This window comes from Halapricum desulfuricans (assembly GCF_017094525.1).
Classification (GTDB): Archaea; Halobacteriota; Halobacteria; order Halobacteriales; family Haloarculaceae; genus Halapricum; species Halapricum desulfuricans.
In genome coordinates this window covers 2597825-2619970 of the sequence record NZ_CP064788.1, presented here as the reverse complement: position 1 = coordinate 2619970, position 22146 = coordinate 2597825, and the positions used below count along the sequence as shown (strand labels likewise).

At 65.2% G+C, this 22146-nt stretch carries 25 protein-coding genes; 10 read left to right on the top strand and 15 right to left on the bottom strand.

What is annotated here, in order from left to right; genetic code table 11:
* Positions 1 to 4: 4 nt before the first annotated feature.
* Positions 5 to 1168 carry a hypothetical protein gene (locus HSR122_RS13410; protein WP_229110311.1) on the bottom strand — a complete coding sequence of 388 codons (1164 nt, stop codon included), beginning with the start codon at positions 1166 to 1168 and terminating at the stop codon, positions 5 to 7.
* 122 nt (positions 1169 to 1290) lie between these two features.
* The gene (locus HSR122_RS13405) at positions 1291 to 1935 is read right to left on the bottom strand and encodes a hypothetical protein (RefSeq protein ID WP_229110310.1); all 645 of its coding nucleotides are present in this window, start codon (positions 1933 to 1935) and stop codon (positions 1291 to 1293) included.
* A 406-nt stretch (positions 1936 to 2341) separates the two neighbouring features.
* Between HSR122_RS13405 and HSR122_RS13400 the strand changes: the two genes are divergently transcribed.
* Positions 2342 to 2992, top strand: coding sequence for a DUF7344 domain-containing protein (locus HSR122_RS13400; RefSeq protein ID WP_229110309.1), 651 nt, complete (start codon positions 2342 to 2344; stop codon positions 2990 to 2992).
* A 1-nt stretch (position 2993) separates the two neighbouring features.
* Positions 2994 to 3638 (top strand): hypothetical protein, encoded by a 645-nt coding sequence (locus HSR122_RS13395; protein ID WP_229110308.1) that lies wholly within the window; start codon positions 2994 to 2996, stop codon positions 3636 to 3638.
* Here the strand turns inward: HSR122_RS13395 and HSR122_RS13390 are convergent, their stop codons facing one another.
* Positions 3639 to 3974, bottom strand: a complete 336-nt coding sequence (locus tag HSR122_RS13390) for a 2Fe-2S iron-sulfur cluster-binding protein (protein ID WP_229110307.1) — start codon at positions 3972 to 3974, stop codon at positions 3639 to 3641. It lies immediately after the preceding gene.
* A 93-nt stretch (positions 3975 to 4067) separates the two neighbouring features.
* Entirely contained in the window at positions 4068 to 4439 is a 372-nt protein-coding gene (locus HSR122_RS13385; protein WP_229110306.1) for a 30S ribosomal protein S8e, read from the bottom strand.
* An 86-nt stretch (positions 4440 to 4525) separates the two neighbouring features.
* Here HSR122_RS13385 and HSR122_RS13380 point away from each other — a divergent pair, with 86 nt between their 5' ends.
* Together HSR122_RS13380 and HSR122_RS13375 are read left to right on the top strand one after the other, a co-directional pair.
* On the top strand, positions 4526 to 4966 hold the full coding sequence (locus HSR122_RS13380) for a DUF2240 family protein (protein WP_229110305.1): 441 nt from the start codon (positions 4526 to 4528) through the stop codon (positions 4964 to 4966).
* Complete coding sequence (locus tag HSR122_RS13375) at positions 4966 to 5355, top strand: hypothetical protein (RefSeq protein ID WP_229110304.1); 390 nt, start codon at positions 4966 to 4968, stop codon at positions 5353 to 5355. The genes HSR122_RS13380 and HSR122_RS13375 overlap by 1 nt, the downstream gene beginning before the upstream one ends.
* Here the strand turns inward: HSR122_RS13375 and HSR122_RS13370 are convergent.
* Entirely contained in the window at positions 5347 to 5625 is a 279-nt protein-coding gene (locus HSR122_RS13370; RefSeq protein WP_229110303.1) for a hypothetical protein, read from the bottom strand. The genes HSR122_RS13375 and HSR122_RS13370 overlap by 9 nt on opposite strands.
* Positions 5626 to 5657: 32 nt before the next feature.
* Between HSR122_RS13370 and HSR122_RS13365 the strand changes: the two genes are divergently transcribed.
* A complete protein-coding gene (locus tag HSR122_RS13365) occupies positions 5658 to 7202 on the top strand; it encodes a DUF790 family protein (protein WP_229110302.1) in 1545 nt (514 codons plus the stop codon).
* Here HSR122_RS13365 and HSR122_RS13360 read toward each other — a convergent pair.
* Entirely contained in the window at positions 7199 to 8380 is a 1182-nt protein-coding gene (locus tag HSR122_RS13360; protein ID WP_229110301.1) for an inorganic phosphate transporter, read from the bottom strand. The genes HSR122_RS13365 and HSR122_RS13360 overlap by 4 nt on opposite strands.
* 34 nt (positions 8381 to 8414) lie before the next feature.
* A complete protein-coding gene (locus HSR122_RS13355) occupies positions 8415 to 9605 on the bottom strand; it encodes an MBL fold metallo-hydrolase (protein WP_229110300.1) in 1191 nt (396 codons plus the stop codon).
* Between the two features lie 324 nt (positions 9606 to 9929).
* Between HSR122_RS13355 and HSR122_RS13350 the strand changes: the two genes are divergently transcribed.
* Together HSR122_RS13350 and HSR122_RS13345 are read left to right on the top strand one after the other, a co-directional pair.
* A complete protein-coding gene (locus tag HSR122_RS13350) occupies positions 9930 to 10079 on the top strand; it encodes a DUF7512 family protein (RefSeq protein WP_229110299.1) in 150 nt (49 codons plus the stop codon).
* A 2-nt stretch (positions 10080 to 10081) separates the two neighbouring features.
* Positions 10082 to 11110 (top strand): sulfite exporter TauE/SafE family protein, encoded by a 1029-nt coding sequence (locus HSR122_RS13345; protein ID WP_229110298.1) that lies wholly within the window; start codon positions 10082 to 10084, stop codon positions 11108 to 11110.
* 59 nt (positions 11111 to 11169) lie between these two features.
* On the opposite strand, the gene HSR122_RS13340 is transcribed toward HSR122_RS13345, so the two are convergent.
* Entirely contained in the window at positions 11170 to 11883 is a 714-nt protein-coding gene (locus HSR122_RS13340; RefSeq protein WP_229110297.1) for a helix-turn-helix domain-containing protein, read from the bottom strand.
* Between the two features lie 145 nt (positions 11884 to 12028).
* Between HSR122_RS13340 and HSR122_RS13335 the strand changes: the two genes are divergently transcribed.
* Complete coding sequence (locus HSR122_RS13335; protein ID WP_229110296.1) at positions 12029 to 12706, top strand: metal-dependent hydrolase; 678 nt, start codon at positions 12029 to 12031, stop codon at positions 12704 to 12706.
* Here the strand turns inward: HSR122_RS13335 and HSR122_RS13330 are convergent, their stop codons facing one another.
* Complete coding sequence (locus tag HSR122_RS13330) at positions 12707 to 12889, bottom strand: hypothetical protein (protein WP_229110295.1); 183 nt, start codon at positions 12887 to 12889, stop codon at positions 12707 to 12709.
* Between the two features lie 114 nt (positions 12890 to 13003).
* Between HSR122_RS13330 and HSR122_RS13325 the strand changes: the two genes are divergently transcribed.
* Both HSR122_RS13325 and HSR122_RS13320 read left to right on the top strand, forming a co-directional pair.
* The gene (locus HSR122_RS13325; RefSeq protein WP_229110294.1) at positions 13004 to 13720 is read left to right on the top strand and encodes a hypothetical protein; all 717 of its coding nucleotides are present in this window, start codon (positions 13004 to 13006) and stop codon (positions 13718 to 13720) included.
* Between the two features lie 22 nt (positions 13721 to 13742).
* On the top strand, positions 13743 to 14111 hold the full coding sequence (locus tag HSR122_RS13320; RefSeq protein WP_229110293.1) for a DUF2237 family protein: 369 nt from the start codon (positions 13743 to 13745) through the stop codon (positions 14109 to 14111).
* Positions 14112 to 14180: 69 nt separating this feature from the next.
* On the opposite strand, the gene HSR122_RS13315 is transcribed toward HSR122_RS13320, so the two are convergent.
* From HSR122_RS13315 to HSR122_RS13290, 6 genes are all read right to left on the bottom strand, one after another.
* On the bottom strand, positions 14181 to 15152 hold the full coding sequence (locus HSR122_RS13315) for an FKBP-type peptidyl-prolyl cis-trans isomerase (RefSeq protein ID WP_229110292.1): 972 nt from the start codon (positions 15150 to 15152) through the stop codon (positions 14181 to 14183).
* Between the two features lie 104 nt (positions 15153 to 15256).
* Positions 15257 to 16234 carry a type IV pilin N-terminal domain-containing protein gene (locus HSR122_RS13310; protein ID WP_229110291.1) on the bottom strand — a complete coding sequence of 326 codons (978 nt, stop codon included), beginning with the start codon at positions 16232 to 16234 and terminating at the stop codon, positions 15257 to 15259.
* A 66-nt stretch (positions 16235 to 16300) separates the two neighbouring features.
* On the bottom strand, positions 16301 to 17032 hold the full coding sequence (locus HSR122_RS13305) for an ATP-binding protein (protein WP_229110290.1): 732 nt from the start codon (positions 17030 to 17032) through the stop codon (positions 16301 to 16303).
* 6 nt (positions 17033 to 17038) lie between these two features.
* On the bottom strand, positions 17039 to 19021 hold the full coding sequence (gene cooS / locus HSR122_RS13300) for an anaerobic carbon-monoxide dehydrogenase catalytic subunit (RefSeq protein WP_229110289.1): 1983 nt from the start codon (positions 19019 to 19021) through the stop codon (positions 17039 to 17041).
* Between the two features lie 277 nt (positions 19022 to 19298).
* On the bottom strand, positions 19299 to 19820 hold the full coding sequence (cgi121, locus tag HSR122_RS13295; protein ID WP_229110288.1) for a KEOPS complex subunit Cgi121: 522 nt from the start codon (positions 19818 to 19820) through the stop codon (positions 19299 to 19301).
* Positions 19820 to 22114 (bottom strand): ATP-dependent DNA helicase, encoded by a 2295-nt coding sequence (locus tag HSR122_RS13290; protein ID WP_229110287.1) that lies wholly within the window; start codon positions 22112 to 22114, stop codon positions 19820 to 19822. Before HSR122_RS13290 ends, cgi121 begins: the two co-directional genes overlap by 1 nt.
* Between the last annotated feature and the right edge of the window lie 32 nt (positions 22115 to 22146).

Sequence of the window (22146 nt, the reverse complement as noted above, 5' to 3'; positions counted from 1 at the left end):
GTGGCTAGTTAGGCTCTTGGGGAGGCTCAAGCCTCGCGGCGACCAACAATCCTGTCGGATTCCCCGTCACAGACGTACCCGATTGGGGCTCATTGATGACCTCAGCTCGCAAAGTGTGGTTTCCTGCTTCGATCTGTTGGCTGGAGATATTGTCCTTGAGTGGGTTGTACGCGTCTTCTCCGTCCGGGCTGCTCCCGATCTCTGTACCATCAAGGAGGAACGTGACTGGGTTATCGGAGCCGTATTCCTCCATGACGAGGTCAAAAGTAGCAGGGACAGAAAAGGCCAGTTCATATACATACGGATCTTCTGCATCGGCTGGATCGCTGTCCAGTCCGCCCGTTCCGAACGGATCGACCCACGAGGCCTCTGGGGAGGACGTGTCCCAATCGTTCGGTGGGTCATCCACCACCTTTGCGCGGTAGGATGTATCCTCTGTCCCGGGTCCATCTGTCCCGGGTCCACTCACGACTTGCCAGTAGGTTTCCTGCCAGTTTAGTTCGCCGCCAGTGTCTAAACGAAGCTGCTCCGGGGGGATCAACCCTGGAGGCGCATCTTCGCTTCCACAGTTAGCACTGGCCTGCGCGCGAATCTCGAGGTCGGTATCCCCGAAGAGATCCGCGCCTGATTCAAAGCCGAATGCCCGGACTTCGAATCCGACACACTGGCAATCGCCGACATCCAGAGGGAACGCCCCGCTTCGGTCCGTATCGAGGTCGTCGACGTTGACCGTGTCGTCCGGATTGTCCGCCCGATAGAAGACGACTGCTGGGTCCCCCTCTTCAAACCCGTACCGATCCGGAACTGGACCGGGAATCGACGGCACGTCGACCGCGAAGTCGACACACACTGGCTGAGTCCCCTGGTTGCAGATCTCGAAGACGTTGTGGAACACCGAATGTGCTTCGGGATTGACGCCACTGCCGGCAACGTTACTGTCACCATCCGCGAGGTCGATAGCCATCGCTCCCTCCGAGGCGTTCGCGACGTAGTCGCCGTTCGACGATCCATCACAGGGTGCGAGTCGAAGGAAGGCATCGGCGTCACCGACGACATCGACAGTCACTGCTCGGTCTGCGCTAACGCTGGTGAACGCGCCCGATCCGACTGTGAGGGCTCCGCCGGCACTGAGCGAACCGAGCGCAGCCAGTACGTTGCGTCGTTTCATATGTGACCCCACCTACGGGGAAACCCACCGACGGAATCGAACCGCCGTGCGCCAGCGTGGGCGTTCTCCAATCGTTGAACCGATGCGTTGGTGTGTCCGACTCTCTGCGGGCACTCGTTGGATTAATCAGGCCTGTACCGATCTAATGCGCTTTTACTCTCCGCGGCAACGATAGTAATCGTGTCGATATCATTGATAATGTCCTCGTAGCTCTTGTCTTCGTCGAGGAAGAAGTAGAATCCCATGCCAGCGGAGTCTCCAGCTGGAAGCTTATCGCCATCGTAACTGCCGGCGAGTCGAGCGAAGTCGACATCGGGGTCCCCGGAGACGCCGAACTCCGACAGACCGACAGCTGCCGTCCCGGTATTATCGTCGGTGTCCGTGACTTTGACGGTCACGTAGACATCCTGCGTACCGTTGTTGGTAATTTTGAGGACGTTTTCGATATTAGTTTTCGCGTTCTCGTTCAGCCCAGTGTCCTCGTCGTCGGAACCAGTGGTCTCGGTGAAATCTAACACAATCTCACCGTCGACAGCCTCTGCGTACTCTCCGTTGCCGTTGCCGTCGTCATCAGTATAGCTGGGATTTTCACCAAGGTCACCACTCGGGTACGGTTCGATACCGAGGAGCCCATTAGCATCATTTGCGGTCTCCACTGTGATACCCCGTTCCGCCTGCACACTCGTGAACGCGCCACTTCCCATTGCAGCTGCCCCACCGGCAGCGAGCGATCCCATTCCGAGCAGGAACTTGCGTCGTTTTGTCATGGTTGGTCTACCTCTTGTCCGCACGCCCCCGAACCCCACCTACTTCGACACCGACCGTTCGGCGTCACCGGCCTGATCGTGGTCCCGGGGCGCGCTTGCTCGACAACAGTGGCCCTTCCCACCTTGTATTGACCCGCTTGACTGACCTGCTGGCTCCCCCAGAAATTCCGGATTACAGTCTTTGAACCGCTGTCGCCCGGCCCAAACGGTGCCTGAAATCACGAGATATCACAGTCGAATATATTAGGACAATATTATTCTATGGTGAATTACCAAACACTAACCCGAGATTATAGAAAATCTCCGAATACAACCGTTTAGAACCGTTCACCGAGGGGGAATATTGTACTGACCAATACCTTTTTGTTTGGTTGGAGATAAATGTCTGACACGTAGGTGGGCCCTTATGGCAAGCAAGACCGAGGCCGTTACGGCCTCGACAGACGGGCAATCCGTCGCCGGAGTGGGACCGGACGACGGCGCGCAGGGAAAGGACGAACGCAGTGCGTCGCCGGAGCCGGAGCTCTCCCGGGACGACGCGTTCGAGATACTCAGCAACCGTCGGCGTCGGTTCGCGCTGCACCACCTCCAGCACAACGGCGAGCGCGCGGAGCTGGGCGAGCTCTCCGAGCACGTCGCCGCCTGGGAGAACGACAGCGGCGTCCAGGAGATCTCCGCCAGCGAGCGCAAGCGCGTCTACACCTCCCTCCAGCAGTTCCACCTGCCGAAGATGGACGACAAGGGCGTCGTCGAGTTCGACGACCGTGAGGGCGTTGTTGAGCTCACGCCCGCCGCCGAACAGATGGACGTCTATCTCGAGGTCGTCGAGGGCAACGACGTCCCCTGGAGCCAGTATTACCTCGGGCTCGCGGCCGTAAACCTCGGGCTGCTCGTCGCCGCCACGGCAGGGACCTACCCCCTCCGGCTCGTCCCGGACGCCGGGTGGGGACTGTTCGTCGCGACGACGTTTCTCGTGTCCGCGCTCGTCCACACGTACTACAGTCGTACCGAGATGCGACTGGGTGACTCCGAGAGTCCGCCAGAAGTGAGGGAGTGACATGGTCCGTCGCTGGGCCTACGCCGCGCTGCTCGCGCTCGCCGTCCTGCTGATACTCGGGACTGGCGGGTTCAGCGCGATGTCGGCCGACCGGGGGGTCTCCGTCTCCGTGGCCGGTGACGAGGAGGCGTACGTCGGTTATGCGGACGAATGTGATGGAGAAGGGTTCGAGATAACGATCACGAATCGGTTCGATAGCGACGTTACGGTAACAGTGACTGTCGACGATACCGAGAGAGAATTAGACCCTCTCGGATCCGGGGAAGACGTGACGACCAGCTTCATCAGCGTCGAGTCTGAAGACCCCGTTACCGTTACTGTCGAAGGGGACGGAATCTCCGCCGAACTCGATCGGTCCGTGCCGACGGAGTGTCAGATTCCGAATAATCGGGTCGTGGCATTCCCCGGAAAAAGTGGCAACGCACTCATCACTGTTGCCGATGCAAGCGGGACCTACTGGACGGAAAACGTCCCTCAGGAATTCACAGGCGACTCTTTGAACGGCAATCAGCTCAAAGACCAAGATGGATCGATTACTGCCGTGTACGTCGACTCGACTAATATGACATATAAAAAGTGCGATAACGGGGACGGACCCGCGACAGCAATCGGAAGCGTCAATCCTGGCGAGATCGAGTGTTCGTAATCAATCGTCCGCGGCCGCAGGCTCATCCGCTCCGCCGTCGATCGCCTCGTCTTCGATACTGGGCGGGTACTCCCCGCGACGGAGTTTCAGATCGGACTGAGGGCGGGCCATGCACGTCAGGGCGTATTCTTCGCGTTCGTCCTCGCTGAGACCGCGCGCGGCGGGCTGGGTCACCTCGCCCTCGACGATCTTCGCCGAGCAGGCCAGACACATCCCGACGCGACAGGAGTACTCCTGAGCGATCCCCTCCTCGACACACCGGTCGAGGATCGTCTCCTTCTCGGAGACGGTGACCGTCTCGCCGGTGCCCACGAACTCCACGGTGTGCTCGCTCATGGACGTACGTTGGCTCAAGCCCTACAAAATGCTTTGGACATCACCAGCGCGCTCCCCTCGGGTACTCTCGCCCGGGAACGACCCCGCAATCGGTCACTCGAGCAGGACGGCGTTGACCTGTCCGTCCTGGCCGGGGCGAGAGGTGACGCGCGCCTCGCCCGCGTCGGTTTCGATCACTGCGCCTTTCGTGATGATGTTTCGACGGATGTAGTTGGGGTTGGCGGGGTTCTCGACGACGTTCTCGATATCCGCCTCGACGACCTCGCCGCCGTCGGCGACGCTGGCGACGTCCGTGCTGAGCGCCCGCACCTTCGTCGTGTTGCCGCGGGCGTCGACCGTCTTCAGTGACGGCTCGTCGAGTTCGGTCTCGGTCGGCTCGTCGCCGAGTTCGTACTTGCGTTTGTTCCGGGAGTGGCGGCGACGACCGCCGGTTCGCTTGCGTGTCGAACGGCCCTGGAATTTCATACCCGAGAGAAACACCAGCGGATACTTGAACCTCTCGACTCGCGGAAACGGTAGTATTTACACCACGGGGACCTCACGAACTGTCAATGAGTCTTCGGACAGCCGTCGGAGCGCCGTTCGTCCAGGCGGGCACCGACCGGCTCGGTCGCAGCGACTTCGTCGTCGCGCTGTCGCTGGACCGGGACTGGTTCTCGCCCGACCAGGCCAAGCGACTGATCGATGTCGCAGCCAGCGAAGGACTCCTCGAACCCGACGACGACGAACTGGTCGCGACCTTCGACCTCGGCGAAGTGACCGTTCCCGAGGGGTTCACGCCCGACGAGTCGGTCCTCCAGCAGCGGACGACCTTCGAGCGGCTCCTCGACGCGGTCGTGGAGGCCGGTACCGACAAGCGCGAGGCGGTCGCGGCGATCAACGGCTTGCAGAGTGACCTCGGCGTGACGATCGAGACGGCCGCGGTCGTCTACGCCCGCCGGCGAGGGGTGTCCGTCGACGACCAGATCGACCGCGTCCGGGAGGGCCTGTGATGGTCGAGGAACGCATCACGGACGGCAAGCGCATCGCGGAACTGCTCGCCTCGGAGCTGTCGGCCCGCGAAACGGGGCCGCTGGAGCGCGTCGAGGTGATCGACGCCGACCGCGACGCGACGCCGAGCGCAGACGGGACGCCGGCCTACGGGATCGCGATCGACGGCGTCGACGTGGGGACCGCCTCGCTGTTCCCGGACTACGTCCGGGTGACCGTCTCCCTCGGCGTCGATGCGGTCGTGGAAACGGCCGCGAGCGCCGGTGTTCCGGCTCGACGCGAGGGCGAGACGGCGGTACTGCGGGTCGAAAGCGGGGCGGCCGTCAAGCCGGCAGTCGACGTGATCGCCGCTGCCGTCGAAGGGACGCACAACGCCTCGTCCTCACCGTGATGACGCCTGACGCCCGGCCTGTTCGGTGCGATCCTCACGGTCCGGTTCGCGGTCGACGACAGTCGGGAAGAGGGGCGTCCGCTGGTCGCTTCCGTTCGTCTCCTCGGAGTCGCGTGGCGTCTGTTCGGTGACAGTCGTCCGCGACGGCCGATCGGGATCGCGTCGCAGACACCCGCTCGCGGCGACTGTCCCGGCGAGACCAGCGAGTACCGCGCGCCTGGTCGCTTGCATGGTCGATCGATCGAGAGCGACCTCCAAGTGTCTTGGCATCGCTTATCAGCGTGGCGGTCCCAGTAGTGATCGTGCTGACGAAGGAGCTGCTTCGCGTCTCCCGGGCGGGCGGCGGCTACCACCCGCAGTTCGTCGGTGACGACCACCGCGAGCTCGCGGCCCGCGTTATCGGGATCTACCAGGGCCACGTCGGTCAGCGGCGCGAACAGCTCGAGAGCGCGCTGACCGACCTCGAGCGCGACGCGCCCGACTTCAAACTCGTCCGCGGGTTCGCCAAACTGCTGGAGCGGGAGGCGACCTTCGAGACGCGGGCACCGCTGCCGCCGGAGCGGGCCCGCCGTGTCGCCTTCGAGGCGGCCGAACGCGTCGGCGTCGTCACCGAGTCCGATCGCGAGCGTGCGCTCGCGGTCGCGGCCGATCGACTGGCCGTCGAGCCGGATGATCTCGACGAGTCGCTGTACGCCGATCTCGAGGACAGACAGGTTCTGACCGACGTTTCCGCGCGGTACGACCCCGAGTCGCTGTGTCGCCAGTACGACCTCTCGCTGGCCCAGACCGCGCTGTTCGACGCAACCGAGGTCCGCATCGAGAGCGACGATCCGAAGGCCGTGATCTCGGCGGTCAAGCGCCTTCGGCTCATGTACGAGATCGAGCGCACCGGCGACGGGCGAGCGGTCGTCGTGACCGGGCCGACGGCGCTCTTCCGGCGGACGCGCCGTTACGGTACGCGCTTCGCCCGCCTGCTTCGCAGCGTCGCGAAGACCGCCGAGTGGCGTCTCGTCGCGACGATCGACGACGACGGGACCGACCGCCGACTCGTGCTCACCGGGGCGGACGTGACCGTCCCCGACCACGAACCCGTCACGGCGGTGACTTTCGACAGCGGCGTCGAGGCCGACTTCGCGACCCGGTTCGAGGCGCTTGATCTCGACTGGGACCTCGTGCGCGAGCCCGAGCCGCTGGCCGCGGGCGCACACGTCGTGATCCCCGATTTCGCGTTCGACTACCGGTACGCCGACTTCCGGGTGTACTTCGAGATCATGGGCTTCTGGACGCCCGAGTACGTCGCGAAGAAGCTCGATCGGCTCGCCGATCTCGAAGACGTCGAGTTGCTGGTCGCGGTCGATCGGTCGCTGGGCGTCGGCGAGATCGAGGACATCGACCAGCTGACCGAAAGCGGCGACGCGAGCGCGGAGATCGAGGCCCGCGACCACCGCGCAATCACCTACTCGGGGACGGTCCGACTGAAGAACGTCCGGGACGCGCTGCGGCGCTACGAGGACGAACTGGTCGCCGAGAGCGTGGCCGAACTCCCCGAGAAGCTGGTCCCCGAGGAGGACGTGACGACGCTCGCCGCCGTCGCCGAGGAGCACGGCGTCAGCGAGGACGCGATCGAGGCCAGATCTCTCCCCGAGCACGAACGGCTCGGTCGGACGCTCGTCCGTCCCGGCGTGCTCGACTCGCTCGCCGGGGAGATCGAGGCGGGGATGGACCTCGGCGACGTGGAGTCCGTCCTCGAGACGCACGGGATCGACGACGCGAGTGCGATCCTCTCGCGCCTCGGCTATCGCGTCGAGTGGGACGGACTCAGCGGCGGAACGGTTCGAGAGCGTTAGAGCAACGAGAGCGTCCCGAACCCGATCGCGAACGCCAGCAGGAACGACCCGGCCCAGGCGCCGAGCGTGCGCCCCATCTTCGAGCGACTGACCCCGTCGCCGCCGGCGACGGCCGCGCCGCTGCCGATGATCGCAGCCACGATAGCCTGATTGAACGAGATCGGGACGCCCAGCGCGACCGCGGCCTGCGCGAACAGGAACGTCGGCAGGAGCGCGGAGATCGACCGGCGCGGCCCCAGCGAGGCGTAGTCCTGGGCGAGCGACTTGATCATCCGCGGCGCGCCGGTCCACGAGCCGACGAGGATGCCCACTGCACCGCCGACGAGCACCGCGAACAGCGAGACCTCGACGGTATCGAGCAACGGGACGAGCGGCCCGACGGCCAGCCCGACCTGACTGCCACCCGCCGAGAAGGCGACCAGCGAGCCCAGCACGAGCAGGAACCGCCGGAGACCGCGCTCCTGATCGGCCACGATCCAGAAGCGGACGACCAGCGCGGACACGAGCGCGAACAGCACGATGACGGACAGTTCGACCGCGAGAGCGCCGGTCGGGCTCTCGACCGGTCCGAGGGCCGCCGCCGTCGCGGCGATCGAGCGACTCGTCCCGCCCGGGCCGAGCAGAGCGAACCCGATCAGCGACACCGTCGCGCCCGTCAACCCGGCCAGCGTCGGGACGGACCGCCGTTCGGGCACGTCTTCTCGCGGGAGCAGGCTCGCGAGGCCGTAGGCGAGGCCGGCGTTGACCAGCGGGGCGACCGTCCACATCAGGCCGATCTCGGCGTATTTCGACCACGCCGGCAGTCCGCCCAGCGCCAGTCCGGCACCGACGATCGCGCCAGTGACGGTAAAGGCCGTCGCGATCGGATAGCCCGTCGCGATGCCGACCGCCATCAGTCCCGCCGCCGTGACGAGCGCGAGGATGACCGCCGGCGGCGTGAGCGACACCCCGCGGATCAGCCCGGAGCCGACCGCCTCGGTGACGTTGCCGCCCTGCAGGACCGCGCCGAGAAACCCGAGGACGCCGACGAAGAACGCGGCCTGCATCGTCGAGATCGCGTTGGCACCGACCGCGGGAGCGAACGGGGTCGCGCCGCTTGAACCCGCGCCGATGACCCACGCCATGAACAGGCTCGCGCCGCCGGCGAGCAAGAAGAGTCCGAGTGTCGAGAAGTTCATGAAGAGAGAGTGAGATAGGGAGAAAAAAGGGTGTTCAGTCGCCGGTCATCGAGCCCTGGCTCGCGGCGCAGTTGTTCGGGCCGAGTTCCAGGGTAAACGCCTCGTCCTCGTCGGTGTCACGCTGGCCGAGGTTCGTGGCGATGATCTCCTCGTAGTTGGCGGGACGGGGCGGCATGTCCTCGAGGACGGTCTCGACGAACGCTTGCTCGTCGTAGGTGAGCGCGTCCATTTCCTCGCGCAGGTCGCCCAGTGGCGCGGTGTAGGAGCCGTCGGCGGCCGGTTCGGCCGCGTCGCTGGTGTGCCCGCCGCCGACGATCACGTCGTCGGGCAGTTCGAGGATCCGTTCCTGAAGCGTCTCGTAGAGCTGGCGGGCCGCGTCGGGCGCGCCGTCGTCACCTTCTTCGAGATCAGGGCGGGCGACGCTCTCGACGAACAGGCCGTCGCCGGTCGCCAGGAAGCTCTCGTCGACCAGATAGGAGGTCATCCCGGTGGTGTGGCCGGGCGTGTACAGCGTCTCGATCGTCACGTCGCCGACTGCGAAGGTGTCGCCGTCCGCGGCCGTCTCGAGATCGTCGGCGTAGGTGACACCGCGATCGGCGGCCTCCTCGGGGATGACGCCGGTGACGCCCTCGTCGTCGAGCGCGCGAACGCCGCTGACGTGGTCCGCGTGGATGTGGGTGTCGAACGCGTAGGTCAGTTCGACTCCGAGTTCGGCGGCGTCGTCGAGATAGCGGTCAGTGAACGCCTGCAGCGGGTCGATCACGGCGGCTTCGTCGTCGTCGTAGACCATGTAGCCGAGACAGCCGCTGGAGGGGCGCTGGTACTGGAGGACCGTTCCGGGACCGTCGTAGCCCTCGACCTCGACGGACTCGTAGATGCTCGCCCAGCCGTTCATCCCGTCTTCGAGGTGGACGACATCGCGGCCTTCTTCGGCGAGCGTCCCGGCGACGTACTCGCTGGCACCGCCTTTCGCGCACAGCACGACCAGCGGGTCGCCGGTCGGGACCGTCTCCAGCAATTCCTCGTCGATACCGTCAAGGAACTCGAAGTACGGCACGTTCTCGATCTCGACGGCTTCGCCTTCGATGTGCCACTCCTCGAAGTCCCCGCTCGCGCGGGCGTCGAGGATCGTCACGCTCTCGTCGTCCCCGATCCGACGGCGGAGCTCTTCGGGGGCGATCGTGTCGACCGATTCCTCCGGTGTAGGGAAGTCGTCTGCGTCCATCGTACTCATCGCCGAGTACTGGCGGGACGGATATAAGAGTTTTGTATAGTAATCACAATTCTAGTCGATACTGATGACGACCGCCTCGACGTGAAGTCGCCGTCCCGAATTTCGACTATATAAAAATAGCCCAATATGTCGGGGTAATCTTTTTCCTGTTATCGGGGACGAGCGGTAGGATAGCGATAACTTATGCGAAACCATGCGTAGGGTAGCCGGATATTGTATTGTGCACTAAACCCAAAACTGTTAAGAGGTGTCGACGGATATGCTCAGGCGAACGACGAACCATGACAGACACACGGAACCCAGAGGTGACAGACAATGCTCGGTATTGAGACGCTGGACGGTCCGGTGGGCGCGGCCGCGCTCATCGGGATCGTCCTGTTCGAGGCGATCGTCCTGTACGTGGGCTACGGGGCGCTCGAAAAGCTGTTCGGCCCGCGTCTCGCGCGCATGTTACGGGGTGAATGACGATGGAACTGTTCGGCGTCGCCGCCAGCCTGCTCGGGATGTTCGTCGGGTTCGGCGTACTCATCGGGCTGCTGTTCGGCTTTTTCGGCATGGGCGGATCCTTCCTGGTCACGCCCGCGCTGCTGGTGATGGGCTACCCGACCGACGTGGCGGTCGCGTCCGGGCTGGCGTTCGTCTTCGGGACGTCGGTGATCGCGACGCTGAAACACCGCGATCTGGGCCAGGTCGACTACAAGCTCGGTGTCCTCATGATCGCGGGGACGACCGCCGGGATCGAGGTCGGACGGATCGGACTGCATTTCATGCAGAACCTGGGCGTCGCGAACACGTTCGTCAGCGTCACGTACGTCGTGTTGCTCGGTGCTATCGGGGCCTTCGTCACCCGGAACGCCCTCACGAACAGCGGCGGCGGACTCAGCCACGATGCCGACGGCGACGAACCCGACGAGGACGAACTTCCCGAGATCGCGAAGACGATCCAGTCCTACGAGATCCCGCCGATGATGTCCCTTCGCGGGGGCGTGACGGTATCGCTGTGGATGATCCTGCTCGTGGCCTTTGCCACCGGCCTGCTGTCGGGGCTGCTCGGCGTCGGTGGTGGCTTCATCCGCATGCCCGCGCTGTTCTATCTCGTCGGCGTCCCCGTTCCCGTCGCGGTCGGGACCGACCTCTTCGAGATCGTCTTCTCCGGCGGCATCGGGAGTTTCCTGTACGCGATGGACGGGGCGGTTGATCTGACGATCGTCGCGCCGCTTCTGGCCGGGAGCGCCTTCGGCGCGCGCCTCGGCGCCGCGGCGACCAGCATCGTCGACGAGGACGAGATCAAGGTCTACTTCGGCGTGATGCTGCTGCTCGGTGCCGTCGCCGTCGCCGTCCGGGAGATCGGCGGCGCGATCGAGATGCCGATCCTCGACACGGTGAGCCTCATCATCATTCTCGGCGCCGCGACGCTGGTCAGCGGGGCCGTCGTGGTCAGCTCGATCCGAGAGCTCCGCAGCGAGGGACAGGCGACACCCCAGCCGGCCGACTGATCGCGGCCGCTGTCGCTCTCTTGCATTCGCCCCGCCGCAGTCGGTCGGTTTCGTCAGACTCAGGGCAACTCCCGGTGACGTCGGAGCGTCGTCTCCAGATCGGTTTCGAGCACCGCGAGCGAGAAGCCGTCGACGCGTGCAAGGTCTGTCGCGTGCTCCCAGACGTCCGCTCGGTCGATCCCCTGCAGGACCACGACGTTGGGCGTCGGGTTGACAACGCGCATCGCCACGAGCGGCGACTCCCCGCGCGTGACGCCCGAGAACACGAGCGCACGGTTGGCGCTCTGCCCGTACAGCCGGTAGAACTCCTCGCTTGAGAGCCGGGTGATCGCGGCGATGCTGTCGATGATCGTGTGGCCGGCGATCGTGTCCTCGCGGCCGCGAACGAGCTCTTTCGCCCCGATCGTCTCGTAGTACCTGTCGAGGTCGATCGTCGCCGGGTATTCTTTGAGTTCGTGGACGACCTCTCGGTCGAACCCAGAACTGAGCACTCGGGCGTGCTGGCGGATCCGACTCCCGCCGCGGCGCTCGTCGATCGCGAGCATCCCCTCGACGAACCGGCGGATGATGTCGCTCCCCGGGTTCGTCCGCCGGCCGCTCTCGTAATCGGAGATCACCGACGACGAGACGTCGAGCCGGTCGGCCAGCTCCGTCTGACTGATCTCGAAGTCGGTGCGCCACTTCCGCAGGGTCGCACCGGTGTCCTCGCTGAGCGTGATCTCGCCGGCGAGCCGTTCGGCCAACCGCTGGCGAGCGTTCGCGTCGATGTCCATGTCTCGAGTTCGGGCCACGGCTGGATAAGGATTGTCGAATCAGCGATCGTCGATCGTCGAACCATCGACCGATACCGGAACGGACATTTCACTTTCGTCAGAAGGTGTGGAAACAGATTTACTTCCGCGTGTGGCTAGCTAACATATGGTTTCGACGGTCGTCCACGCGGCACTCGCGGGGTTGATCGCCGCCGCGTTGCTACGGGGGGCCTTCGGCGTTCGATCGCTCGCCGTCGTCGTCAGTGCAGTGATCGTCGTCGACCTGGACGTGTTCATCGGTCTGTGGGTCGTCGGCGCACACCGCGCGGCGTTTCACACGCTGCTGTTCCCCTTCCTGCTGGCCGGGCTGTTGGGTTACGAGACGCGCCTTCGTGATCGCTCGTGGCTCCGCGACCGGTTCGGTACTCGCGGCGTCCGGACCGGCTGGGTTGCCATCGTCGCCGTGGTCTTCGCCGGCATCGGCCCCGATCTGTTCACTAACGGCGTCAACCTCCTGTACCCGCTGCACGATCAGTTCTACCAGCTCACCGGCCACGTCAGGCTCTCGACGGAGGAGGGACTGGTCCAGACGTTCGTGGATCTCTCCCCGTCCGAGTCGCCCGCTGGATCGTCCGGCGGCTCCGGACAGGTCGCCGTCGGCTCGACCGGGGAGGTCGGCGACCGCTACTGGACCGGCGTCGATCCACAGCCGTCCGAGAGCGGGACCGAGTCGGGCGGCGTCGAGCGCGTCTTCCCGATCGTCGGCTCGGGCGAACAGCTCTTGCTCGTGCTCACGAGCGCGTTCGTCGTCGGATCGCGGCTGCTCGAGGAACGGCGGGACTGATCACCCACTGACGGCGTCCCGGTCTTCGGCCGACTCGCGCTCGTCCCAGGACAGGTAGCGAGTGATCCCGTCGATATGCGGGGCGCTCGAATTGACGTGCTCGTACAGCGCCAGCGTATCGACCGTATCCAGACTGAGACGCTTGAGCCGGAGCCGATCCGTCTCGACGGTTTCGGGGACCATACTCTCGCTGTCCGGGGACGCGCCGATAAGCACTTGGCCAGAGTGCGAGGTCTCCACGCGGCATCTGATCGAGAGGGCCGACACATTCAATTGGCACTCGTACTGAGAGCCACCGTGACCAGAGCAGCCGTAGAGGCCGGGTTCGAGCGGTTCGTCGAGGACGCTATGGACGCGGCCCTCGAGCACTTCAACGTGGCGCGTGCACTGAGACGGGGCGTCGACGGACCGGGCGCTTCAGTCGTCGATCGCCTGCTTGGAGACACACGGGCCGTACGCCGTCGTGTCGTCGAGCCCCGGCTACAGCGGTATCGACGACAGGTACTCGCGCAGTTCGACGTCATCCTCGAGTACGCCGAGAGCGACGAGGGCATCGACGCCTTTCGGGACGAGATCCTCGAACACGACATCTTCGCACAGTCGATCCGGTCCGATGTACCACGCGCGCGTCGCCAGGAGATCCGCGATCGGTTGCTCGAACGACACCGGGCGCTCGGCGACGCGGCTGCCCCGCTGCTCGACGCGCCCGACGACGACTTTTGGGCGGCTGCAGAGGCGACGCTCGACCGACCGGAGGCGAAGCGACTCGTCGAGGAGCAGTTCGTCCTCACGCGGCCGGTACGCGAGTACACTGACGATCTCGCGATCTCGACGACGATCGATCCGGGTGAGGTGCTCGGCGGACTCGGGCGCGTGCTCGGCGGGCGACTCCCGTCTATCGAGGTGACCTACACCGAGGAGGCGATCCGGGCGCTCCGACGGGCCGAACGCGAGGTCGTCGCCGACGCGATCGACGAGATCGATCGGCGGTTCGAGGCGTCCGAAGGGCCTTGACGGTCCAGCCCATAAAGCGGCTGTGACACAGCAGAACGTGCTCGGAACGGCCCTGCAGACCTGCAGTACCGATCCCACGACCGGCTACCTCCGCGACGGCGACTGTACGGCGCTCCAGCGCGATCCCGGTCGCCACGAGGTCTGTGCCGTGGTCACCGAGGAGTTCCTCCAGTACAGCAAGCGCCAGGGCAACGACCTGATCACGCCGCGTCCGGACCTCGATTTCCCGGGGCTGGAACCCGGAGATCGCTGGTGTCTCTGTCTCCCGCGGTGGGAGGAAGCCCGCGAGGCCGGCGTCGCGCCGCCGGTCGTGCTCGAAGCGACCAACGAAGCCGTGCTGGACACGCTGGACATCGAGACGCTGCAATCGTACGCCGACGACTCGGCGTGAGTTGCGGTTCTCGCGGCGAACCAGCGCTCGACACGGCACGACCACTTCGTTCCACCGCAGAACGTCGTCTTACTCTTCGACGTCGTCGAGTTCCTCGACGATCTCGTCGGCGTCGACGTCGGCGTCTTCCAGATCCATGTCCTCGACCGCCTGTTCGAGGTCGACGTCGACGTCGCCGCCGGCACCGCCCATCATGCCGCCCATCCCGCCCATCATGCCGCCGCCACCGATCTCCTCCTGGACGATGATCCGGTCGACGCCGAGCTGCTGGGTGAGCTCCTGGGCGATCTGCTGTTTGCCCATCATCCACTGCTGGTTCATCGTCAGCTGGGGCGTGGCTTCGATGTACAGCGTCTCCTCCTCGACCTCGACGGTCTCGGTTTCGGGCTCGGGCTCTTCGTCCTCATCGAGTTCGTCCTCGTCGGGCTCGACGAGCTGTTCTTCCTCGACGGTCTCGGTCTCGAACCAGACGTCCAGTTCCATCCCGAGGAACATCTCGATGAGCCCCGCGGCCTTCTCCTCGCGGTCGTCGATCTCCCGCAGGATCTCGTACTCGTATTCGATGTCCTCGCCGGCGAGCGGGTGGTTGAAGTCGACGCGCGCGCGGCCGCCGATGATCGTCTCGACGTGACCGTGCTCGCCGTCGATGTCGACGTGTGCGCCGGGATAGCGGTCGTCCTCGGGGATCTTGTTGGCGCTGACGGTCCGGACCTCGTCCTCGTCGTACTCGCCGAACGCCTCCGTGGCGGGGACGACGACGGTGCCGCTGTCGCCGACTTCCTTGTCGACGATGTCGTCCTCGACGGCCTCGAAGATGTGTCCCTGTCCGAGGACGATCGTTCGCGGGCCGAACTCCTGATCCTCGCCGACGCCTTCCTCTTCGGCGATCTCAGCGTCGGTCGTGTCGACGAGCTGGTCGCCCTCGGCGGTGTATGCCGTGTACTCGAGTTCGATGAAGTCCCCGCGCTGGAGCCCCTCTGCGTCCGTCTCTTCTTCGACGTCTTCGATGTCGGCCTCCTCGGCCTCGGAATCGTCACTCATAGTTCCTCTGTCAGTCGTTGCACTCTTAAGGACAACGTTTCCCGGTCAGCGTCGGGACGACCGCGCTCGAGGGCAGTCGTCGTCGAGACCACCACACTCGACGGTCAGTAATCGTCCGGGTCCTTCGGGTCGTACTCGCTACAGGACTCTCCGTCGATCGTCGAGTCCGTACAGTCGAAATCGCCTTCGTCGATGTAGACGTCTCCCTCGACAGTCGCATCGGTCAGTTTGACGCTGTCGCCGCTGGTGACGTCACCCTCGACAGTACTTCCCGAGTTGACTTTCACCTCCTTGTTCGTACTCACCGCGTCACCCTCGACCGTCCCGCCGTTGATCACTTCGACCACTTTCGCACCCTGGATAGACTCGTTGACGTAGCTGTCGTCGATTTTCACGTCCGCGGTGGTCGAGACCACAGTCCCGTGGACCGCACCGTCCTGGACGTTGACGACTTTCTCGGCTGTTGCGTCACCGTAAAGCGTGCCGTCGTCCACGTCGATGGCGTTGCCCTCGCTCTCGGTGTCGCCGGTGACCGCGCCGCCGTCAAATACTTCCACGATCTTCTCAGTCGTGACGTCGCAGTCGACGACCAGCCCGTCTTCGACTTTCACGTCTTCCGTCCCGCCATCCGACTCGGTGTCGACCCACGAACATCCTTCGTCGGCCGAGGGCAACGAGAGTCCGTCGTCTGACGATCCGAGCGACGGATCGACCGAGAACTCTCTGAGCGTGTAGATCGTCCCGTGTTCGCCGTGATAGATCACGGTCACCGTTTCGTCGGTCGGAACGACGGTGCGTTCGTCGCCAGCCACGAAGCGCATCTCGTCGATGGTGTCGGGATCTTCGAGGCCGAGAATCTCGACTTTGTCACCGTCGAGCGTCTCGCCGCTGTCGTGTCGCAGGACGTACTCCCCCGCGGATGCGTTCTCGACCTCCATCTCCAGTGCGACCTCGGGTGCCGGCTCGCGCTCCTCACTGAGGTCGAACACCATCGTCGCGGACACCGCCCCGAGCAGTGTCACGATGATGATCAGGAGCGCGACCCCGACGACGGGTGAGATGCCACGAGCCCCGGAAGTCATCGTTCGACGATTCAGGCCTCGATCGGTAAAACCCCCTTCCAGCGGTTTCCGGCGATGAAAAGACCGTTACTCCGAAACCGCATCCAGCACGTCGACCGCGACTGCCCGGAGCGCCTCGCTCTCTTCGACGGGCGAGGTTCCCTGCAGCCCGGCGGCCGCGACGTCCTCATCGTAACCGAACGTCTCGATAATCGGGATATCGGCCTGTTCGCGGACGAGTTCGGCTTCGGCCTCGTCGCGGACCTTGTTGAGGAAGCCGTAGATCTCGTCGATGCCGATGTCGTTTGCCAGCGACTGGATCTGGTGGGCCGTCTCGATCGAGGCGCGTGACGGTTCGATCACGACGATCATCGCGTCCATATCGTCGGCAGTGCCGCGGCCGAGGTGTTCGATCCCGGCCTCCATGTCCATGATCACGTCGTCGGCGTCCAGCGCCTGGTTAACCAGCGCGCGAATGAAGTTGTTCTCCGGACACATGCAGCCGGTTCCGCCGCCCTCCGGCGGGCCGATCGTGACGAGTCGCCCGGCCGCCCCGAACGGTACCGAGTAGTCCTTGAGAACGTCTTCGACCTCGGGTTGCATCTGCAGGAGGCCGCCCGAAGAGCCCGCCCGGTCCTCGATGAGGCTCGTTTCCCGGGTGATCGGTGCCGGCCGCTCGATATCGAGCGTGCCCGCGAGGTTCATGTCCGGGTCGCCGTCGATGGCGATGACCTCACGCTGGTCTGCGATGTGCTGTGCGATCGCTGCCGACAGCGTCGATTTCCCGACGCCGCCCTTGCCAGTGATTGCCAGTTTCATGAGTGATCAGTCGTCGTCGGCCGCTGTTCCTTCGCTCGCGCCCGCCGCTGACGCGTTCAGCAGCGGTTCGCGGCGTTCGTCCAGCGCGTCGATCAGCTTCTCGGCGGCACCGTCCGGCGTCTCGTCCTGGATGAGGTGGCCGCCTGTGATGTCTTTCAGGTCTTCAGTGAGCGTCTGCGTGACGGCGTCGCTCGCCTCGATGCGCAGCCCCGGTGCCGTATGGAGTGGTAGCCCGAGCGAGAGCGCCCATGTCCCGATGCTGACCGCCTTCTCGGCGATCAGCTCGGGCGCGCTCGCGGCGACCGGCAGGTCGCGAGTCGGGATACCGCTTCCCTCCGAGATCGCCCGGATGACGTTTCCGATCCGGGAGTTGTCGACACAGGACCCCATGTGGAGCACTGGCGGCAGCGGCCCGTCGAGTCCGGCCGCGTCCCCCAGCGTGTAAAGCAGATCCCGGATGCCGTCGCCCGCCAGCTCGTCGACCGTTCCGGGATCGAGATAGCCGCCCTGGGCCATAATGTGACCGATGCAGCCGGTCACGACGGGCAACACGTCGGCGGCGAGCAGGTTCTCGATGAGGTTCTCGGACATCTGGGCTTCCCGCATCTTGGGGTTCGGACAGCCGACAATGCCGACGATACCACGCAACTGGCCCGACTGGATCGCGTCGACGATCGGCTGTGCGGGGTTGTCCGGGTCGATCGTTTCGAGTACGTCGAGCAGCGCCGTATCCGAGAAGCCGACGACGGCCTCCTGGGAGCGATCCGGGATGTTCACGTCGTACTTCTGGCGGCGCTGGCGGTCCTCGTAGCCCTCGATCGCCTGCCGGACGATCTCCTTCGCGTCCTCCATCGCGGTCTCCTCCTCGAAGGGGATGTGGGTCGCCTCTCGCATCCGCACGTAGTCCATCGTCGTGATGAGCCGGGTGTGGTGACATTCCATCAGATCTGAGATGCCCGGCCAGATGCACTGGATGTCGACGACCATCGCGTCGACCGCGCCGGTCGTGATGGCGAGCTCCGACTGCAGACTGTGGGCCGCCAGCGGGATCCCGTGACGCTCGGCGAGTTCGTTGCCGGTACAGCAGATCCCAACCAGATTGATGCCCTCGGCACCGACCTCGTAGGCTTCCTCCTCGAGTTCCTGGGCGGCCTTGACCACCATCTCGCTCAACTCCGGGGAGTGACCGTGAACGGCGAGATTGACCTGGTCCTCTTCGAGGACGCCGAGGTGAGCCGTCGCGTTCGTCGGTGTCGGCGTCCCGAAGATCACGTCCTGCAGGTCGGTCGCCATCGTTAGCCCGGCGTATCCGTCGGCGACGCCCGCCGAGAGCGCACTTTTGAGAATGTGACCGGTGTCGGAGTCGTTGCCCTGGTGAGTCTGTGCCAGCGCCCGCGAGGCCTGCTGATCGACGCTGCTCAGCGGGAGCAGATCCTGTTCGTCGAGGTGTTCGCGCTGCTCGGCCGGCATGCGCTCGACCCAGTTGAGCGTCTCCCCGCCGCCGGGAGCGAAGTCCTCCTTCGCCGTCTCGGCGACGCGTTTCGCGACCTCGTTCACGTCCCCGTCGGCGTCAAGGCCGAGGTCCTCAGCGATGTCCCGTAACTTCCGTTCGTCTTTGATCTCGTAATCGGCGGCGTTCTCCTCGGCGATGTCTTCGAGCAACTCGACGGCTTCCCTGGCGTGGTGGGAATGGGCGGAGACGCCGCCGGCGATCTCCCGGTAGAGATTGCGCGAGACGACAGTTCCGGGGGTCGCTCCACAGACGCCCCGATCTTGACCGTACTGGTCATCGTCGCTTACTCGACACGGCCCCATGTAACAGATGTCACAGCAACTGCCCGCGACCCCGAACGGACACTGGGGCTGGCTCTCCTCGAGGCGATCGGCGGGCATCTCATAGTCAATCTCGCGCTGTACCTCCATCGTCCGGTCCTCGCTGCCTGCCGGACCGAAATCGATCACCGGATCCGCTGGTTCGTCCCCGCTCATACGTTCCGGTGAGGACGGTCCCGTATAATCAACCATTCTAGATTCTGCATCTGTGGGATTTCAGTGCAACATTTATACGTATTGAGTCATAACCGGGTCGTCAGCGGTAAGACGGGTTTCCGAACATCAACGGCTAAATCCTGTATTTTCCGCTTCTATTGACATCTCCGCCGGTAGAGTGGATAGAGTAGAATTGCATAAACTACACTCAACAAAAAATCAGTTTCCGGTCAGGTGCCAGTCGGGGCGCGGCTGTGGCACGGTCGTCCGCGCTTCTTCACTTCTCCACGACGAGCAACGCGACCCGCTCGCGGACCAGCGCCGACAGGTCCGCGCCCGTCGCGAGTTCGGGGTCGGTGATCTCGAACCACTCTCTGACCCGTCGCTCATCGTAATTACCGAGCGTCGCCTCCGTCTGGACTGCCGAAAGGGCTCGCACGGCCTCGATGGCGGCTGTTTCGTCGCCCTGTGAGTCCACACCGTCCGACGCACCCGAATCGTGGACGACGATCACCGCCGGACACCCGCCGGTCTCGACACCCAGCTCAAGCGCGCGGCTGATCTGTCGCGTGGCGGCCGCATACAGCAGGACCTCCACGGACCGTTCGTCGGCGATGTTCTCTCCGCGTTCGAAGGCCCGGTCGGCCAGTTCGACCGCCCGCTGGAGATGTTCCCTATCGATCACGTAGCGAGCGTCAAGTGCCTGGACGGCCACGCCGTGCTCGTCGCCGATCTCGCCGAGTCGCGCGACGAACGCATCGAGGTCGTCGACGGTGACCGTCGCCTCCAGTACCTCCATCAGAAATCACCCAGACTCGCCTGATCGTCCGTCTTCGTCCCGGCCGACGAGGCGTCGCTGTCGGTCGAGCCGCCGTCGGTCGGTGCGGCCTCCGGGTCGGGTTCGACGCCGTCCATCGAGGGATCGCGATGCCCGACGTTCTCCAGGATCGTCTCGGCGGTCGAACGCCGTCCCCGCAGTGCGGCCAGCACGGCCGACTTGTCGGCCTCGCGCAGCGCCGCGCGGTCATCGATCCCGGCGTCGTAGAGTCGCCGGGCGCGCTTGCGCCCCACGCCACGGACGCTGACCAGATCGAGCAACTCCTCCCTGACGCCGTCCTCGACCCGGGTCCGGGCCTGTCGGATCGCTGGCGTCCACTCCAGACCGAGTTCGCCCCCCAGCGACTCGGCGGCCCCGAGCAGCCACGAGGCGGCCTCGACCTTCCCGCGGATGTCTCCCGGCCCGATCCCGTACCGGTCGGTGATCTCGTCCTCGTCGAGTTCGCTCGCCCAGTCCTCGAGCAGTCGAGCGGTCTTCAGCGCCGAGAGCCAGTCGTCGAAGCGCTCGTCCTCGAACTCGCTGGGCATCGGTCCGAGGAACTCCTCCTCGCGCTCGTAGGCCAGCATGGTGTACTCCTCGTCCTCGCCGGAACGGAGATACAGTTCGTACATGTCCGGCGTCCGGGCGACCAGCTGATAGAGGCCCAGCACCGTGGGCCGGTCGTCGGCAGCTTCCAGCCCGTCGATAATCTCCGCCGCGCTCATCGGGTCGAGATACAGCCGCGAGACCGTGTGTCCGAGGTTCGTCGCGGTGAGCCCCTCATCGCGCGTGAGAAAGCCGTTCCGTTCGAGATACGCGATCACCTCATCGGTCACCTCCTCCAGGCGGTCCCGCCCGTCGGTCTGGGTCGCGTACAGCGTCGCCTCCAGAAACTCCAGCAGCCCCTCGCGCGTGCTCGCGAATCCCGAGGCGACGGTCGCGAGGACGTGGGTGCGAAGGGCCGGCTCGGCGGCCAGTTTCGACCGGACGGGTTCGGGTTCGGCCCAGACGTACCGTTCGAACAGCTCGTCGAGTTCGTCGTGACTGCTTGCGGTCAACACCGCCTCGCCGTAGGGGTCCCGCCCGGGACGGCCGGCACGCCCCATCATCTGGTGGACCTCCAGCACCGACAGCGGGGTCATCCCGCCGGCGGTCCCGTCGTAGCGCCGCCAGTCCCGGACGATCACCCGACGAGAGGGCGTGTTGACGCCCGCCGCCAGCGTCGGCGTCGCGCTGACGACCTTGATCAGCCGATCGCGGAACGCGTCCTCGACGAGTTCGCGGTGACCCCGCGAGAGGCCCGCGTGGTGGAAGGCCGCGCCCCCCTCGACCGCGTCGGCCAGGTCGTCGCTGGTCTCGGTGTCGCTGACGTCCCGGATCTCCGCCGCCACGTCGGCAAGCGCCTCGCGCTCCTCGGCGTCGAGGAACTCCTCGACGACGCCGGCGAGCCGACCGGCCGCCGCCTCGGCGTTGCGCCGGGAGTTGACGAACACCAGCGACGACCCGCCGTCCTCGCGTATCGTCCCGTCCTCGTCGCGGTCGGGTTCGAGCGTATCCCGGACGATCGCGGCCGTCTGCTTCTCGCCGTCGCGGACGCGCAACTCGCGCTGGCTGCCGTCCTCCAGGTGGAGCGCCTGCCCGTAGTGGACGCCCTTCTTGAGGTCGATCGGCCGCCAGTCGGAGTCGAGCAGTTCGGCGTCGAGCCAGTCGGCCAGCTGCCCGGCGTTGCCGATGGTCGCCGACAGCGCGACCGTCTGGAGGTCGGCGGTGATCCGACGGAGCTTCGCCAGCGTCACCTCAAGCGTCGGGCCGCGCTCGCCGTCGTCGACCAGATGCACCTCGTCGGCGACGACGCAGGTCAACTCCTCGAGCCACGGCGCGCCGTTTCGCACCAGCGAGTCGACCTTCTCGCTGGTCGCGACGATGACGTCTTTGCCCGCGAGCCACCCGCCCTCGGACTCGTAGTTGCCCGTCGAGACGCCCACGTCGAGGCCGTACTGTTCGAACTGCTCGAACTCGGCGTGTTTCTCGCTGGCCAGCGCCCGCAGCGGGACGATGTAGAGGGCCTTCCCGCCGCGGGCGACGCTCGCGAGCATCGCCAGTTCCGCGATCAGGGTCTTGCCGCTGGCCGTCGGGATCGACGCGACCAGATTCTCGCCCTCGGTGACGCCGGCCTCGACGGCTTCTGCCTGCGGGGGATAGAGGGATTCGATACCCGCTGCCTGCAGGTGCTCGGGGAGCCACTCCGGGACCGCAGGGATCTCCGCAACGTCCATTGGGACGTGGTTGGGTCGTCGCCGGGTTTAAA